12 protein-coding genes are annotated in these 15,302 nt (G+C 73.4%); 5 read left to right on the top strand and 7 right to left on the bottom strand.

The window, feature by feature from the left end:
- The first annotated feature begins 1 nt into the window (after position 1).
- On the top strand, positions 2-199 hold the full coding sequence (locus tag ACIRPH_RS20485; RefSeq protein WP_402916584.1) for a DUF397 domain-containing protein: 198 nt from the start codon (positions 2-4) through the stop codon (positions 197-199).
- A 37-nt stretch (positions 200-236) separates the two neighbouring features.
- On the opposite strand, the gene fxsT is transcribed toward ACIRPH_RS20485, so the two are convergent.
- The 6 genes from fxsT to ACIRPH_RS20455 all read right to left on the bottom strand — a co-directional run bounded on the left by fxsT (position 237) and on the right by ACIRPH_RS20455 (position 9,774).
- Positions 237-4,673 (bottom strand): FxSxx-COOH system tetratricopeptide repeat protein, encoded by a 4,437-nt coding sequence (fxsT, locus tag ACIRPH_RS20480; RefSeq protein WP_402916582.1) that lies wholly within the window; start codon positions 4,671-4,673, stop codon positions 237-239.
- 35 nt (positions 4,674-4,708) lie between these two features.
- Positions 4,709-5,911, bottom strand: a complete 1,203-nt coding sequence (locus tag ACIRPH_RS20475) for an AAA family ATPase (protein ID WP_402916580.1) — start codon at positions 5,909-5,911, stop codon at positions 4,709-4,711.
- A 21-nt stretch (positions 5,912-5,932) separates the two neighbouring features.
- Entirely contained in the window at positions 5,933-7,492 is a 1,560-nt protein-coding gene (locus ACIRPH_RS20470; RefSeq protein WP_402916578.1) for a hypothetical protein, read from the bottom strand.
- Positions 7,489-8,391, bottom strand: coding sequence for a trypsin-like serine peptidase (locus ACIRPH_RS20465; RefSeq protein ID WP_402916576.1), 903 nt, complete (start codon positions 8,389-8,391; stop codon positions 7,489-7,491). The genes ACIRPH_RS20470 and ACIRPH_RS20465 overlap by 4 nt, the downstream gene beginning before the upstream one ends.
- A gap of 247 nt (positions 8,392-8,638) precedes the next feature.
- Positions 8,639-9,082, bottom strand: a complete 444-nt coding sequence (locus ACIRPH_RS20460; protein WP_267947049.1) for a DoxX family protein — start codon at positions 9,080-9,082, stop codon at positions 8,639-8,641.
- Between the two features lie 185 nt (positions 9,083-9,267).
- Positions 9,268-9,774, bottom strand: coding sequence for a MarR family winged helix-turn-helix transcriptional regulator (locus ACIRPH_RS20455; RefSeq protein WP_402916574.1), 507 nt, complete (start codon positions 9,772-9,774; stop codon positions 9,268-9,270).
- Between the two features lie 80 nt (positions 9,775-9,854).
- Between ACIRPH_RS20455 and ACIRPH_RS20450 the strand changes: the two genes are divergently transcribed.
- The 3 genes from ACIRPH_RS20450 to ACIRPH_RS20440 all read left to right on the top strand — a co-directional run bounded on the left by ACIRPH_RS20450 (position 9,855) and on the right by ACIRPH_RS20440 (position 12,283).
- On the top strand, positions 9,855-10,643 hold the full coding sequence (locus ACIRPH_RS20450; protein WP_402916572.1) for a dioxygenase: 789 nt from the start codon (positions 9,855-9,857) through the stop codon (positions 10,641-10,643).
- 192 nt (positions 10,644-10,835) lie between these two features.
- Complete coding sequence (locus ACIRPH_RS20445) at positions 10,836-11,402, top strand: NADAR family protein (RefSeq protein WP_402916570.1); 567 nt, start codon at positions 10,836-10,838, stop codon at positions 11,400-11,402.
- A 131-nt stretch (positions 11,403-11,533) separates the two neighbouring features.
- The gene (locus ACIRPH_RS20440; protein ID WP_402916568.1) at positions 11,534-12,283 is read left to right on the top strand and encodes an SDR family NAD(P)-dependent oxidoreductase; all 750 of its coding nucleotides are present in this window, start codon (positions 11,534-11,536) and stop codon (positions 12,281-12,283) included.
- A gap of 22 nt (positions 12,284-12,305) precedes the next feature.
- Here ACIRPH_RS20440 and ACIRPH_RS20435 read toward each other — a convergent pair whose 3' ends face one another.
- Complete coding sequence (locus tag ACIRPH_RS20435) at positions 12,306-14,453, bottom strand: substrate-binding domain-containing protein (protein WP_402916567.1); 2,148 nt, start codon at positions 14,451-14,453, stop codon at positions 12,306-12,308.
- 489 nt (positions 14,454-14,942) lie between these two features.
- Here ACIRPH_RS20435 and ACIRPH_RS20430 point away from each other — a divergent pair, with 489 nt between their 5' ends.
- Positions 14,943-15,185, top strand: coding sequence for a hypothetical protein (locus tag ACIRPH_RS20430; RefSeq protein ID WP_402916565.1), 243 nt, complete (start codon positions 14,943-14,945; stop codon positions 15,183-15,185).
- Positions 15,186-15,302: the final 117 nt, after the last annotated feature.

The raw sequence follows: 15,302 nt of genomic DNA, 5'->3' as shown, positions 1-15,302 counted from the left end.
CGTGAGGGGTTTGGGACGGGGGCCCGGACGATGGCGCACGTCGACTTACAGCGGCGGCGGTACCAACTCGTGCGTCGAGGCGGTCCTGAGCTCGCCCGCCGCGGTCGGGATCCGCGACTCCACGCACCGCGACCACGCGGAGCTCGCCCTGCCCGCGCACCAGTGGGTCGCGCTGCTCCGACTCGCGGACCGCGCCTGAGCGGGCGTGGTCCGGGGCCGCCCCCGGACCACCGCGGTCACATCTGGGCGAGGTAGATGTCCGCGTCCCCGCGCACGCTCTTGCGGATGCTCAGCGTCGCGGGGTGGTCCGCGCCCATGGCCTCCCGGTACATGTCCTCCACCTCGATGAACTCCGGGTCGACGTCCTCGCCCTGGGCCCTGCGGTCCACGAGCAGGTTGCGCCGGGCCAGGAGGGTCAGCGGGTGCCTCGCCCCCAGTTCCCTGGTGCACGCGGCCAGGGCCTCCTCGTCCAGCTCCCGGGCCCCCGCCACGTCCCCGGTGAGGAAGTGGTCGTTGGCCAGGTTGACCAGGCAGGAGAGGGCACTGGGGTGGTGCCCGCCGATCCGCTCCCGGAACAGTGCCAGGGCGCCCTCGTCCAGCACGCGCGCCTCGGCGACCCTGCCGAGGCGGCGCAGGATGATCGCCTGGTTGATGTTCGCGGCCCCGACGTACGGGTGCTGGTCGCCCAGCAGCTTGACGTAGCGCTCACCGGTGGTCTGCGCCAGCTCCAGCGCCTCGTCGTGCTGGTCGACCGCGCTCAGGGACATCGAGTGCACGAGCGCCGCGTACATGGTGTCGTTGCTGTCCGCGCCCTGCTTGATCCGGAAGCGCTGCCAGGCCTGCTCCGAGAGGGCGAACGCCTCCCTGTGCCTGCCGATCCGCCGCCGCATGACGGCCAGCGTCCGCACGTTGCTCAGGACCCCGGGGTCGTCCTCGCCGAGCAGGCTGGTGACCCGCTCGACCTGGTTGGTCTGGATCGCCTCCGCCTCCCGGTACAGACCCCGCTCCATCAGGGCCTCCGCGTACCCGTTGTTGGTGCCCAGGGTGCGTCCGTGGTCGGGGCCGAAGACGATCTCCAGCCGGGTCAGGGTGTCCCGGTACTGCTCGGCCGAAGCAGCCGGGTCGCCGCTGAGGAGCAGGTTGAAGGCGCGGAAGTGGGCGGTGAGCAGGGTGTGCGGATCGTCCTCCCCGAAGAGGCGCACACGGCGGTGGTAGGCGTCGGCGGCGGCGGCGAGCGAGTCCCGGAACCTGCCGACGAACCGCAGGCTGCGGATGTGCTCGATCTCCGCCTCCAGGGTCTCCGGGTCCTCCGGGTTCTGCTGCTCGCGCAGTGTGGCCAGGGTGGTCTCCCCCAGTTCGAGGGCCTCCGCCAGGTGGCCCTGGCCCCGCATCGCCACGGCGACCTGGACCGCCATCCCGAGGGTGGACGGGTGCTCCTCCCCCAGGTGCCGCTTCCACCACGCCCACGCGGTGTCGCCCAGGCGGCGGGCGTCCTCGAACTCCTGGCGCAGCAGGGCGATCCGGCACATCTGGACCACGACTGCGCGGACCCACGGGTCCGCGCAGTCCCAGGCCTCGGACGCCCACACGTGCGGCAGCAGGTCGGTGAAGCGGCTGGAGTCGTTCGTGACGTCCTGGAGGTCGCTGCGGCCCAGCAGCTGGTGGGCGCAGTGGCGCATCTCCTCCCGCTCCGCGTCGTCCATGGGCGCCTGGACCGCCCGCTGCACGAGCCGGTGCAGGGAGATCGTGTTGCGCTGGTGGTCGATGTGGGCGAGGCTGTTGCGCCCGATGTCCCGGATGGCCATGCCGAGTTTGGCCGGGTCCTCCAGCGCCGTCCTCAGCTCCGCCGGGCCCTCGATGCCCCGCGCGTGGTTGAAGAGGGTGCGGGGGATGGGCGCCGTCGCCATGAACGAGCAGAGCTGGAGCAGCTGGAGCGCGGCCGGGTTGGTCATGGCCAGCCGGTCCAGGGACACGTTCCACGCGGCGGCGACCGCCACCGGGTAGGTCCCGTCCGGGCGCAGCAGCGCGAGCATCTCCTCGCTCTTGTCCGCGAACTGGCGCAGGTACTCCTCGGTGGCCATGCCGCTCTCGTGCAGCCACACCGCCGCCTGGTTGAGCGCCAGGGGCAGGTCTCCCAGCTCGCGCGCCAGGGCGTCCGCCTCGTCGTCGGTGAGAGTGGCCGGACCGCGCCGTTTGAGGAGTTCGATGCTCTCCTTGCGCTCGAACTCCCGGACGGAGAGGAAGGCGTCACCCCCCGCCACGGTCCAGCTGTTGTCCCGAGAAGTGATGATCACGTGCCCCTCGCCCCCGACAGGAAGATACTGTTCCAGTTCGGCCCGGGCCTGCGCGTTGTCGTAGACGAGAAGCCAGCGCTGGAAGAGCCCGCCCTGGTGGAGCGCCGCGAGCACGTCCTCCACGACGTGCCCGCTGCCGGCGCCGACGCTGTCCAGCCGCAGGCGGGACGCCAGCACGGAGAAGCTCTCGCGCAGCTGGTTGCCGTGGGCGGAGGGGATCCAGACGATGAGATCGTATTCGGAGGCGTACCTGTGCAGGTACTCCTTCGCGAGTTCGGTCTTGCCCACCCCGGACATCCCGTTCAGCGCGGTGATGACCTGGCGCTGTCCCGTGAGGAGCTGTGCCCTCAGCGCGGAGAGCAGCTCCTCGCGCCCCGTGAAGGCGCTGTTCTTGCGGGGAACCTGCACCCAGACAGCACTCAGCGGCCGACCGCTGGTGGACGATCTGCCCGCGCGGCCGCTGTGAATGTCGCCAGAATCGTTCATTCTATCCCCAATTGACGGGTTTGTAGACATAAGCGGCTTTTCACCCGACCGATCAGAAAAGGGTGCGGTATTCCGTGTCTTCCGGTTATCGCTCTTACTCGTTTGCGCAGATCCGGGAACCTTCTTCAATCCTAAACCAGACGAGGACGGGGCCCAGGCTTCCGGCCCGAAATGATCCCGGGATCCGTTTCGACCGGCCGCTTCGGCGTACTCCCTGATCGGCGCCGAATAACGTCGTACGAGGGCCGCGCTCTCCACCGCGGGGAGCATGGAACGCACCCACGAGCGCGACGTCCCCGTGTTGGTCGGGGAGACCACGTGCTCGCCGCGGAGCATCCTCGCGAGGTCGCCGAACCAGGGGTCCACCCTCAGCAGGCGCTCCGCCGCCAGGCCCAGCATCCGGCGGATGTCGGACACCCGCCCTCCCCGGGCGAGGAGGGCCTTGCGGACACCGTCGCGGAAGTCCCACCGGACCGCCCCGCGCTCGGCCGCGTCCCCCATCCGGACGAGCCCGCTGAAGAAGACCTCGGTCAGCTCGGACGGCGACGCCCGGCCCATCACGTCCTCGCACACGGCCTCCACGAGGCTCGGGTCCAGCGGGACGGCGGCCAGGGCCACGGCGAGGTCGAACGCCTCGGGGGTCGCCGCCCGCTGGAACCGGCCCACCTCCCGGTCGGGGTCGAACTCCCCGTCGGTCCCGGCGTCGGGCGCCAGCACCGGCCCCGGACGTCCGGGGAACTCGGCGGTGTGCGTCCACAGCCGCGCGCGGCCGCGGGCCATCACGAACGACGCCCAGTCGTGGAGCGCGGACGGCTTCAGCGGGAGCACCGGGACCAGCGTCCCGGCCGCGGGCTCGTCCTCGTCCGCCACCAGGTCGGCGAGCGTCCGCTCGCGCACGTACCGGGTGTTCGGCGCCCCGGCGGCGGCGGGCCAGGACGTGCCCAGCTCCGCGGGGGCGGTGGCGATGGCGCCGCGCCTCCACAGCCGGGGGCTCAGGAGGTGCAGGATCGCCAGTGCGCCCTCCCCGGCCGCACCCGCCACCCACTCCTGGAAGCCCCGGTCCCGCCAGGCCCCGCCGAGCCCGTCGGTGAGGATCAGGGTGACGTGCGCGCCGACCGCCCGGCGGCCGAGCCCGCGGCCCCGGCCGTCCGCGTCCCTCAGCTCCGGCGGCCCGGCCCGCTCGGAGTCGAAGTGCAGCGCGCGCACCGTCCGGAAGACCCCGCTGTCCCGGAGGAGCCCGGCGAACTCACCCGCCGGGCCGCGCTGGAAGAGCATGGTGACGCCCTCGTCGAGGAGAAGGGTCAGGTCCACCGCCCTCTCCTCGCGCGCCCGGAGCACGGGCACGACGGGGACGCCGGCGCTCTCGCGCTCGCCGTCCGTCCAGTGCAGGCTGTCCAGGAGGGCACGGGCGTACGCGCGGGCGGTGCCCTCCGGGTCGACCCGGTCGGGCTCGCCCCGGGGCGCCTTGAGGTTGAACGGGGACAGGGCCGCGACGAACTCCTGCCGACGTTCCAGGACGGGCTGGACGAACCCGGGCGACTCGGCCCCCTCCTCGGAGGGGGCCTGCTCCCGCCCCGGAGGGGCGTCCGGTGTCGGCACGGGCCCGTCCGGGGAGGCCGGGCGGTCCGTGCCGGTCGCGGGCGCGGGTTCCCGGGGCCGTCCGGGGTCCCCGGCCCGCTCCGGGACCGTGTCGGGAGGCCACGGGGACGGCGCCGGCCCGAAGTCGTGGCCCGTGTCGGCCGCGAACCCGTCCCCGCCCTCCCCGAGCCGGTGCGCGCGCGGGGCCCGGCGCTCGCTCGCGTCCCACAGGGCCGCCAGGTGGATCGCGTCCGCCAGGTCGGTCGCGGTGAGCCCCGGCCCCCGGCGCGTGGACCCTTCCGCGTCACCTGTCACCCGGGGTCGGTCGCTCCCCGGTCCACGCCCCGAACTCATCCCGGGCTTTCCGTGAGCCGGTGCCAGAGGAGCTCTGAGAGCTCCCGCACCTGCTCCCCCCCGGGTCCGGCCTGGTCGGGGCCGAGCGCACCCACCAGGTGCACGGCGTTGAGCAGCTGGTCGATGGCGAGCTCGTGCCCGCTGCCGCTCCTCTCCAGGAACTCCGTCACCAGCCGGCGCGCCCCGGAGGGCAGGTCTCCCCCGAAGTGCCCCGCCACGGCGGCCAGCAGCTCCTGCTCGTCCGGGAGGCCCATCCTGACCGGGATGCACCGCCGCATGAAGGCGGGGGAGAGGTCGCGCCCGCTGTTGCAGGTGAGCACGGTGATGGGGAAGGCGGAGCAGAGCACCTCTCCGTGCGAGACCGGCACGGTGCGTCCGGGGTCGTCGGTGGCCACCTCGATCGTCGGCGCCACCCCCGCCAGCCTGGCCAGCTCGGGGATGCGGTAGCCGCCGTTCTCGAACAGGTCGAGCAGGTCTCCGGGGAGGTCGAAGTCGCCCAGGTCGAAGTCGTCGATCAGCAGGACGCGGGGCGCCCTCGTCGGCAGGAACGCGGTGCCCAGGGGGCCCAGGGCCAGGTAGCGGCTGATCGACTCCGCGCTGCTGCGCAGGTGGGCGTCGCCGTCGCCCGCGTAGCGCCGGTCCGGGGCCTGCCCGGTGGCCCGACGGTGGGCGTTCTCCAGGTTGAGGTCGTGGATCTGGGTGAGCGGGTCGTAGGAGTACAGGCCGTCCCCGACGGTGCTCCTGCTGGTCACCGCCCAGCGCAGCGTCCTGCCCAGGTTGAGCTCGCGGGCGATCTGGTGGGCCAGGCTGGACTTGCCCACCCCGGGCGGCCCCGTGACCAGGAGCGGCCTGCGCAGGTGGATCGCCGCGTTGACCTTGTCCAGGAGGTGCTTGCGGTGGGGGCCGAGCGGGACCGTGCCGGGGCGCGGGTGCTGCGGGCCGAGGTGCCGCGCGCTCTCCGCGGCCGCGGCGGGGTCCTCTCCCGGCTCCGCCGGCTCACCGGGTTCGCCCGGGGGGGCCGACGGTTCGTAGAAGGGGGACGTCGAACCGGAGTTCAACGCCCCGCCGTAGGTACGCCACTGCGGAGGCGGGGGTAACCGCGTCGCGAGGTCCAGATGCGCGCGCGGCTGACCAGTGCCGTGGAAGACCCACCACTCCGGTACGGAGTCGGTCGGCCCGGGTCCGGCGTGTGCGGTCATGGCGAGCCCTTCGAGCCTCGGTCAACGGGGGGTGGTGCGGATACTGCTGGCGGTCAGCGGAGGGGGGTCCGGGAGGACCGGCAGGGAATCGTGGTAGAAGACGGCGACCTCGAAGCTTTCTTCGATGTACCCGCTATCGTCCGGCGAAACGCCCCCTGAACGGGAGTTGTGGAGCACCTGGGGGATCGACTGGAGTTTCTCTGATGACACCGTCACCTCTCGTCCCGTCTTTCCCAGATTCAGCCACGGACCGATTTCCCGGCCGTTGTCGGCGGAACGCCACACCACAACCGGAACTCCGAACCTGATCGCGGACCGGACCGACTGGTGGCAGTCGTCCAAATGGGAGGGGACCGAGAGAATGGCTATTCTATCGTCCGGGAGCCGATCCTCCAATGGTTCCCGGTAGGTCCGGCCGCTCAGCCGCTCCTTGGTCTGCGCCTCGTGGGCCGTGTCCAGGTGCACCCCCGAACCGCACCCCAGCAGGGCCGCCCACCGCCGGCCCAGGGCCCTCCTCCCCGCGTCGTAGTCGCGCCGCGAGGGGTCCTCCAGCTCCGCCGCCCGGTAGACCACCTCCGCTCGGGCCCCGAGGGGCGGCGCCCCCGCCGCGCCCCCCGCCCCCTGCCACCGGTCGGCCTCCAGCTCCCGCAGCAGGTCCAGCTCCGCGACCAGCTCCACCCGCATCCTCCCCCGGTGGTGCTCCCTGCGGTGGTCCACCTCCACGAGGCCGAGCAGGACGCCGACGCTGTCGGCGATCCTGTCCGGGGTGACGCCCTTGCGGGTGCCCGAGTCGCAGAAGTCGGGCCGTTCGCCGCCGTGCTCCCTGAGCACCGTCCAGTACCGCAGGTCGTGGCGGTCCCGCTCCTCGCCCCTCTCGACGTGGACGACGAGGCGGGCCGGCACGTCCTGTCCGGCGTCCGGCCCCGGCGGCGCACCGGGGGCCTCGGGGGCGCTCCCCCCGCCCCAGCCCTCCAGCAGCGCCGCGCAGCGCAGCGCTCCCCGGGCGCCCAGGATCGCGCAGAACTCGACCAGCGCGGACTCCCCCTCCCGGCCGGGGATCTCGGCCAGGGCCACGAACGTGTGCCACGCCCGGTCGGACGGCGTGCGGTCGATGGGCCGCGCCCCCCGGACGCGGTCGGCGTCCTCCCGGAAGTCCGCGGCGTCGTACAGGACCAGCTCCTCCCGGACGGCGTCGACCTGCTGCCGGGTGGCCTCGGGGATGGCCTGGCTGACCTGGGCCCACTCCTCCTCCCTCACCAGGGGCTCGGCGATCAGGGCGGCCGCCCGCCAGCTCCGGCTGTCGTCGGACCAGTAGCCGATCCACCGCATGAGGACGCCGAGCAGCCGGCTCTCGCGGCAGCGGCCGACCAGGGCGTCGGTGAAGACCACGGGCACGGCGTTGCGGTTGACCCCGGAGCGGACCCGGGGGAGCTTGCCCAGCAGCAGTTCGTGGTACTCGGGGGACGTGACGCAGGTGACCGAGCACAGGGCCTTGGCCAGCCGGGCGTAGTCGGCCTCGTCCACCCGGGGAGGGACGGGGCCCTCCAGCGGCTGGTCCTCTATCCCGGCCGCACGGCTCACGCGTCCCGTCCCGTCAGGAGCGGCGCCGCGGCCTCGCGGACGCGGAGCATGCCGGCGCTCCCCTCCTCCCTCTCGTCGAGGAGGTCGAGCACGGGGCCGAGGAGGCGGTACTCCTCGTGGGCGAGGGAGACCAGCTGGGAGGCGAAGACCGTCAGGTCCTGGTCCGCGCGGAGTCTGCGGCGCAGCCGCGGGTCGAGGGCCGTGTAGAGGTCGAACCTCAGGTCGGGGGAGAGCAGGGTGCGCAGGTCGGTCATGGCGCGGGCGGTGCGCGCGACGGCGGTCGCGGTGTCCGGTCCCGCCCCCCAGACCCGGGGGACCCGGTCGACGGGGATCATCCAGCCGGCCCGGCCGTTGGCGGCCGCCTCGCAGACGATGCCCAGGAGTCCGTCGCCCGTCCCCTGCCGGACACCGCTGCCGCTGAAGCCCGGCAGGACGGTGAAGCCCGTGGCGGAGTCGACGTCGATCTGCGCGTAGTCGAAACGGCTGCCGCTGGCGCCGGTGATCCGTCCGGTCACCCAACGTCCGGTCTCGGCGTTGGGGAAGCCCAGGACGCGTACCCGGTCGCCGACGCGGTGGCGGGCGGTCGCGGCGGGAGGCCCCGGGGCGGTGCGGTCGAGGCGGAGCACGGCCGCGTCCCAGGGCGCCTCCCCCTCCCACCACCACCCGTCCGGGAGGACGGTGCCGACGGACTCCCATCCGGGGAGTCCGCGCGGCGCGTCCAGGCGCACCTCGCTGCCGGGGCCCGCCGAGGGCCCGACGGCCTCGACGACGACGTGGGCGCAGGTGAGGGCGTACTCCGGCGCGACCAGTACCGCCGCTCCGTGGAGGGCGGTGCCGTCCCGGTCGGTGACGCGGAGCTGCCAGTCAGGGGTGTCGGGTCGGTTGGACAGGAGGGACACGGTGCTCCCGTTCGGCCCAGGGGGGTCGGGTCACGGAGGACGGCCCCGGTGACGCGACCCCGCTGTCAACGTGGATTCTGTTTGGTTTTTTTATTCTACCGATCGAACCCGAAACACCACGAGGATAGGACAGAAATTCGATATTGTGCGAAATAATGTCTGTTTTGTGAAAGGTGTTAAGTAAGTTAAAAGTATTTTCTGGCGGCCGGGCCGCCCGCCTCCGGCAGCGGGCGACCGGGCACCCCGGTCAGGAGGCCGGCAGTGATTCCGATGTCCGTCGGCGCGGGGCGCGGCCCCACGGCATGACGCGGTCCAGGGAGTAGCGACCGCCCGCGAACCCGAGGGCGACGGCGGTGACGGCGAGGACCACCAGGTACTCGTAGCCGCCGATGAACGCGTCGCCGAGGTGGGCGAAGTAGTAGGCGCTTCCCATCATGAAGGCCAGGAGGAGTCCGGCGAGGGGCAGGGCGAACCCGACGGCGAGCGCCAGCCCGGCGCCCATCTCGATTCCCGCGCCCAGAAGGGCGGAGAACTGGGGAAAGGGAATTCCCAGGGAGGCGAACCCCTGGGCGGTGCCCTCGAGGTCGGCGGCCTTCGGCCAGCCGTGGGCGATGAAGACGACACCGACGACCGCTCTCGCCAGGAGGGTGGTGGTGTCGCTGATTCTGGAGACGACTGTTTTCTCGTTCACGGGTGATTCCGTTCTGTGAGCGGGTATCCCAGAGGAGATCGCGGTCCGAGTCCAACACTTGAGACCGCAACCTTTTTCTGGGAAGCCAGATGATAGTACGCATCCGCCCGAACACATAGAGTGTCTTCCCGTGTTTTTCCCTCCCGTGCCGTAACCCCCGGTCAGGGGAGGTCACAGAACCCGGTTCAGTCCCGGCCCCCGGCCCCTCCGGATCGCGGGCACCGCGGCTCCCGTCCCTCGGGGTCCAGCTCGCCGAGCATCACCTCGGAGATCTCGCGGAGCTGGTCCACCTGCTCCCTCGTCAGGGAGTCGAACAGGACCCGGCGCACCTCGTGCACGTGCCCCGGCGCCGCCTCACGCAGCACCTTGAGCCCGCGAGGCGTCAGCTCGGCGATCGTGGTCCGCCTGTCCCCCAGCCGCTTGAACCGGTGGATCAGGCCGTCCTCCTCCAGACGGGCGGCGGCGTGCGAGAGCCGGCTCGGCGACGACCTCAGCAGCCTGGCCAGCTCGGTCATCGTCAGCGCGCCCTCCGGGGCCTCGGACAGCATCGCCAGGGCCTGGTAGTACGCGTGGGGGAGCCCCGAATCCCTTCTGAGCTGCCTGTCCAGGGAGCCCTCCAACAGGTGGACGGCGGCCAGGAAGGTCCGCCAGGTCCGCTGCTCGCCCTCGTCGAGCCACCTCGTGTCGGCCATCAGGCCCGTGCCCCCCGGAATACTTGAGAGTTCAATTGTGTTCTGGCCAAAATCCGATCTCCCAGTCACAGGAGGACCCCATGGCACCGCGACCCACACGCATGCCGACCCTGTACCTCAGCCATGGGGCGCCGCCGCTGGCCGACGACGCCCGGTGGACCCGGGAACTGGCCGACTGGTCCGGTGGCCTCACCCGGCCGAAGGCGATCCTCGTGGTCTCGGCGCACTGGGAGGACGCTCCGCTCACCGTCGGCGCGACGGCGGACGGAGTCCCTCTGACCTACGACTTTTGGGGCTTCCCGCAACGCTACTACGACGTCACCTATCCCGCCCCGGGAGCGCCGGACCTCGCCGCGAGGGTGCGCGACCTCGTCACTGGTCCGGTCGGGGCCCTCCACCAGGACCCGGGGCGCGGACTCGACCACGGCGCCTACGTGCCCCTCCGGGAGATGTACCCCGAGGCGGACGTCCCGGTCCTCCAGGTGTCCATGCCGACCCTCGACCCCGCCCGGCTCCTCGCCCTGGGGCGCCGCCTGGCCCCGCTGCGCGACGAGGGAGTCCTCATCGTCGGCAGCGGGTTCACGACGCACAACCTGCGCGAGATGTCCCGGCGGGCGCACGGCGACGCGCCCTCCTGGTCGGTGGAGTTCGACGACTGGGTGAACCGGGCGGTGGCCGACCACGACGTCGACTCCCTGCTCGACTTCGGGCACAAGGCCCCGGCCGCCGCGATCGCCCACCCGCGCAGCGACCACTTCGCGCCGCTGTTCGTGGCCCTGGGCGCGGGCCTGGACGGGCACCGGAGCTCCCGGTCCACCGTGGACGGCTTCTGGCACGGCCTGGCCAAGCGGTCCTTCCAGTTCGACTAGGGGCCGACCGTGCCCGCTCCGGTGCGGCGTGAGGGGAACGGGCACGGACGGTCCCGTCACGGCGGACGGTTCCGGCGCCCGAACCGTCCGCCGGCACGAGACCACGGCGGAGGCGGCGGGGCCGCGGGCCGCTCCCGGCGCCGACCGGAAAACGGCCGGCCGAACGTCGGCGGCCCCTGGCAGACTCCCCCCATGACCGACGCACACGACCCCGGGGACGCCCGGTCCGTGCGGGAGCTCCTCGACGCCACGGGGCGGGCCCGCTACCTCTGCTTCTGGGGACACCGGCCGCCGGCCGGCGGGGGCGTCTCCGCGAGCTGCCTCTCCCAGTGGTGGCCCGCCGACCTCACCGTGGACGGGGTCCTCTACCGGACCGCCGAGCACTACATGATGGCCGGCAAGGCACGCCTGTTCGGCGACGCCGAGGCGGAGGCGCGGATCGTCGCCGCGGGGCACCCGCGCGACGCCAAGGCGATCGGCCGCGAGGTCCGCGGCTTCGACCAGGAGGCGTGGGAGGCGGCCCGGTTCGGCCTCGTGGTCGAGGGCAGTGTCGCCAAGTTCGGCCAGAACCCGGACCTGGGGGCCTACCTGCTCGGCACGGGCTCCCGCGTGCTGGTGGAGGCCAGCCCGCGCGACCGCGTGTGGGGCATCGGGCTCGGCGCCCGGCACGACCACGCCGAGCGGCCCGAGCACTGGCGGGGGCTCAACCTGCTGGGTTTCGCGCTCATGGAGGCGCGCGCCCGCCTCGCCGCCGCCTGAGAACCGCGTCAGGCGGGGCGCCAGGGCCGCGCACCCCGACCGGAACGCCTCGCCGAGGGCCCCGGGAGAGGCCGGGTTCCGCGTCCGATTACCGCCAGCCCCGCGCAGGCCGAAACGGCATTATCGAACTCATGAACGAGAACTCGAAATCACCGGCCAGGGTCGCGCTCGTCACCGGCGGCAGCAGGGGCATCGGCGCTGCGATCGCGCTGCGCCTGGCCGAGACCGGGCACGACGTCGTCCTCACCTACGAGCGGGACGCGAAGGCCGCCGACGAGGTGGTCGAGGCGATCGGGAGGACCGGTCGGCGCGCCCTCGCCTTGCGCGCCGACAGCGCCGACCCCGACGCCGTCACCTGGGCGGTGGAGCACGCCGCGGAAGCCTTCGGAGGACTCGACGTGCTGGTCAACAACGCGGCGCTCTTCCCCTCCGGCCCCTACGACGCCGCCACCGTCGAGCAGATCAACCGCGTCCTGGCCGTGAACGTCCGCGCGCCCTTCCTCGCCGCCCGGGCCGCGCTGCGCCACATGGGCGGGGACGGGCGTATCATCACCGTGGGCAGCAACGTGGCGGAGAGGATCCCCTTCGGGGGGCTGACCCTCTACGCCATCAGCAAGTCCGCCCTGACCGGGATGACCCGGGGCCTGGCCCGCGACCTCGGGGCGCGCGGCATCAGCGTGGTCCAGGTCAACCCCGGCCCCGTCGACACCGACGCAAACCCCGCCGACGGCCCGAACGCCGACGGCATCCGCTCCCTCGTGCCTCTTGGCCGCTTCGGCCTTCCCGAGGAGGTGGCCGAGACGGTCGCCCACCTGGCCGGGCCGGGCGGGCGGTTCGTCACCGGCACGGTGATCGGCGTGGACGGGGGCATCAACGCCTGACCCGGCCCCGGCCGGGACTAGGTCACCCGTCGGTGATCCGGGAGACGCGCTCGGAGACCACCCGCGCGCCGACGGAGTCCGCCAGCGGCGTGTACCCCGTCCCCTCGGCGATCCGCGCGCCCTCGTCCCCGAGGGCGTAGGCCCAGAAGTCGCGCAGGACGGAGCCGGTCCCGTCCCCGTGCCCGCACTCGTGGGCGAACACGTGGTTCACCCGCATGATCGGGTAGGCGCCGTCTCCCTGGACCGCGTCGAGGGAGAAGTCACTCCCGTCCAGGTCGATCTGCTCGGTGGCGGCCCTGGTCGTCTCCGGGGTGAGGTCGACCTCGACGCCCCGGTCGCTGCGCAGCGGCATCGCGTCCAGGCCGTGCTCCTCGGCGTAGGACGCGTTGACGAACCCGAGCGCGCCCGGGGTGGCCGCCACCTCGGCGTGCACGCCCTCGTCCCCGGACGCGGCGACCACTCCGGGGCCCCACCGGGTGTCGTCCCCGACGTTGTCCGGTCCCCAGGACCCCCCGTCGGCGGCCAGGTAGCGGCTGAAGACGTGCGCCGTGGAGGCCTCGCTCTCGTGGCGGACGGGGACGATCTCCAGGTCCGGGAGCCCGAGCTCCGCGGCCCCGTCGAGGTCGGAGTAGTCGGTCACGGCGCCCGAGTAGATGTCCGCCAGTTCCGTCCGGTGCAGCGCGAGGCCGTCGAGGCCCTCGCCGTTGTGCACCAGGGCGACGCCCCCCGCCAGCACCGGGAACTGCACGACGGGGCAGCCCCTGGCCTCCGCCGCCTCCGCGACCTGGCTCTCGGTGAGCGCGTTCTCGGAGGCCCCGAAGTCCACCTCGCCGCGCACGAACGCGTCGGCGCCCGCCCCGGACCCGGTCGGCTCGTAGGAGATCCGCGCGTCGGGCTGCCGCTCACCCGTGTAGGAGGCCGACCACGCCTCGACCGCCGAGGAGAGGAACGTGGAGCCGGCGCCGTTCACCGTGCCCGCCAGGGTGCCCGGTTCCGCGGGCTCCACCGCCGGGGCCGGGTCGGGGACGCTCGGGTCCGGATCGTCGCCCTCCAGGGCGTTGACCAGGCCGATACCGCCCACGGCCGCCACCGCGAGCGCCCCGGCGGCGATCACCACGGGGGCCCGGCGGAACCGCCTCCGGGGCGGCGGGGCGGTTCCCGCTCCCGCGGGCCCTCGACCGCCGCCCGCCGGCCCTCCCCCGGGGCCGACGGCGGGGGAAGGCGGGACGGAGGCGGTCGGCGCGGTCCGGGGCGCCGGGACTCCCCGGGCCGCGCCACCGGCCCAGTGGGCGCGGATCAGCCCGTCCACGATCGTGGTGTCGTCCGCCCCCGCCGCGGCCTCCGGGTCCGCCGCCGCGACACGGTGCAGCAGTTCCCCGGCCGACGGCCTGGACGCGGGGTCCTTGTCGAGCGCGCGGACGACCGGCTCCTCCAGCTCCGGGGGGAGCCCCTCCAGGTCCGGGTCCTCGCTCAGGATGCGGTACATCAGGGTCTCGGCGCCGCCGTCCCCGAAGGGCGGCCGGCCGGTGGCCGTGTAGGCGACCATCGCGCCCCACGCGAACACGTCGGCCTCGGGTCCGCTGGTGCCCCGGTAGCGCTCCGGACTCATCCAGGCGGGCGAGCCCACGAGCCCGCCGGTCCGCGTGAGCGCGGTGGCGTCGGCCGCCCTGGCGATGCCGAAGTCCAGCACCTTGGGACCGTCGGGGGCGAGGATGACGTTGGCGGGCTTGAGGTCCCGGTGCACGACCCCGGCCGCGTGGATGGCGGCGATCGCCTCGGCCATCCCCGCCGCGACCACCCTCGCCTGGTGCGGCGCGAGCGCCCCGCCCTGCCGCACCCGCGCGCCCAGGGTGGGCCCGGGGAGGTAAGGGGTCGCGTACCAGGGCAGTTCCGCGCGGGTGTCGTGGGCGAGCACGGGGGCGATGCAGCGGGCCCGCACCCGGTGCATCAGGGCGACCTCGCTGGCGAACCTGGAGCGGAACTCGGGTTCTCCGGCGTACTCGGGGCGTACGACCTTGACCGCCGCCCACCGCCCGTCCGGGCCCACCGCGCCGTAGACCACGCCCATGCCTCCCGCGCCGAGTCTGCCGTGCACGGCGAACGGCGGGATCACGCGGGGGTCGGAGCTCCGGAGGGGCGTGAGGTTCGGCGGCGGGGGCGGGTGGGCCATGGTGGTCCTCGGGTCGGAAGCGTGGCACGGGGCGCGCCCTGGGGAGAAGGGGTCCGGTCCGTTGGACGACCGCGGAGCGTGAACCGTTCGCCTCTGCCCGCTCCTGTTTCCTCCCGGTCACACCAATCACACGAATCACAGCGGTATCGACCGATATACACAGTGGTTTCCGAATCACCTCCGCCGCTCACCCGCGGATCACCCGGATTTCACCGTCCGTAGCCCCGTTTTCGGCTCCCGCCTCCACCCGGAGGAGTAGAGTCCGAGGACACGGAAGGCACGGTGCACCGGCACCCGTACCCGTTCCCCGGAGAGCTCCGGGTCTCGGCGCTCTCGCCGCACCCTTCAGGCACGCCCTCGCGGTCGACGACCACTCGCGTCCCGCCGCACGCACCGGGAAACCGATCCCCCTGCCGCTCCAGGCGGCACGCACGTTCCGGGGACGCACCGTTCTTCCTCCCAGGACGAACAAGACCCCAGGGACTTCGCATGGCCTACTACCGCATCCAGTTGAGCAACGGCTCCTCCCACACCCTCCAGGCGGTGCGCATGCGCACCGACGCGCGCAGCCTCTACCTGGAGGAGCGCACCGCGGGCGCGTGGACCGAGGTGTTCGCGAACGCCCTCACCGACGTGGAGCGCGTCCAGCGCCGCTTCACCGAGAACGACGGCACGTGGACGTGGCTGAACGAGCGCCTGCCCGCGCCCGTCGGCGGCGTCCGGTCCTGGTAGGACCGCACCGGGGCGCTTCCGTCCCGGTCGCCCCGGCGGCTCCCCCGACCGGGCCGCCGCCGGGGCGGCGCGCCGCAGGGTTCCGGGGCCTCCTCCGGGCCGGGGCGGCGCCGGCCG

Origin of the sequence: Nocardiopsis sp. NPDC101807 (assembly GCF_044766605.1) — a bacterium.
GTDB lineage: Bacteria > Actinomycetota > Actinomycetes > Streptosporangiales > Streptosporangiaceae > Nocardiopsis > Nocardiopsis tropica.
This window is presented reverse-complemented; position numbering and strand designations above follow the sequence as displayed.

Coding starts and splice junctions, on each gene's coding strand:
- ACIRPH_RS20440 (WP_402916568.1), top strand. CDS start 11,534: ATGAACGAGAACTCGAAATCACCGGCCAGGGTCGCGCTCGTCACCGGC.
- ACIRPH_RS20450 (WP_402916572.1), top strand. CDS start 9,855: ATGGCACCGCGACCCACACGCATGCCGACCCTGTACCTCAGCCATGGG.
- ACIRPH_RS20445 (WP_402916570.1), top strand. CDS start 10,836: ATGACCGACGCACACGACCCCGGGGACGCCCGGTCCGTGCGGGAGCTC.
- ACIRPH_RS20455 (WP_402916574.1), bottom strand. CDS start 9,774: ATGGCCGACACGAGGTGGCTCGACGAGGGCGAGCAGCGGACCTGGCGG.
- ACIRPH_RS20430 (WP_402916565.1), top strand. CDS start 14,943: ATGGCCTACTACCGCATCCAGTTGAGCAACGGCTCCTCCCACACCCTC.
- ACIRPH_RS20435 (WP_402916567.1), bottom strand. CDS start 14,453: ATGGCCCACCCGCCCCCGCCGCCGAACCTCACGCCCCTCCGGAGCTCC.
- ACIRPH_RS20475 (WP_402916580.1), bottom strand. CDS start 5,911: ATGACCGCACACGCCGGACCCGGGCCGACCGACTCCGTACCGGAGTGG.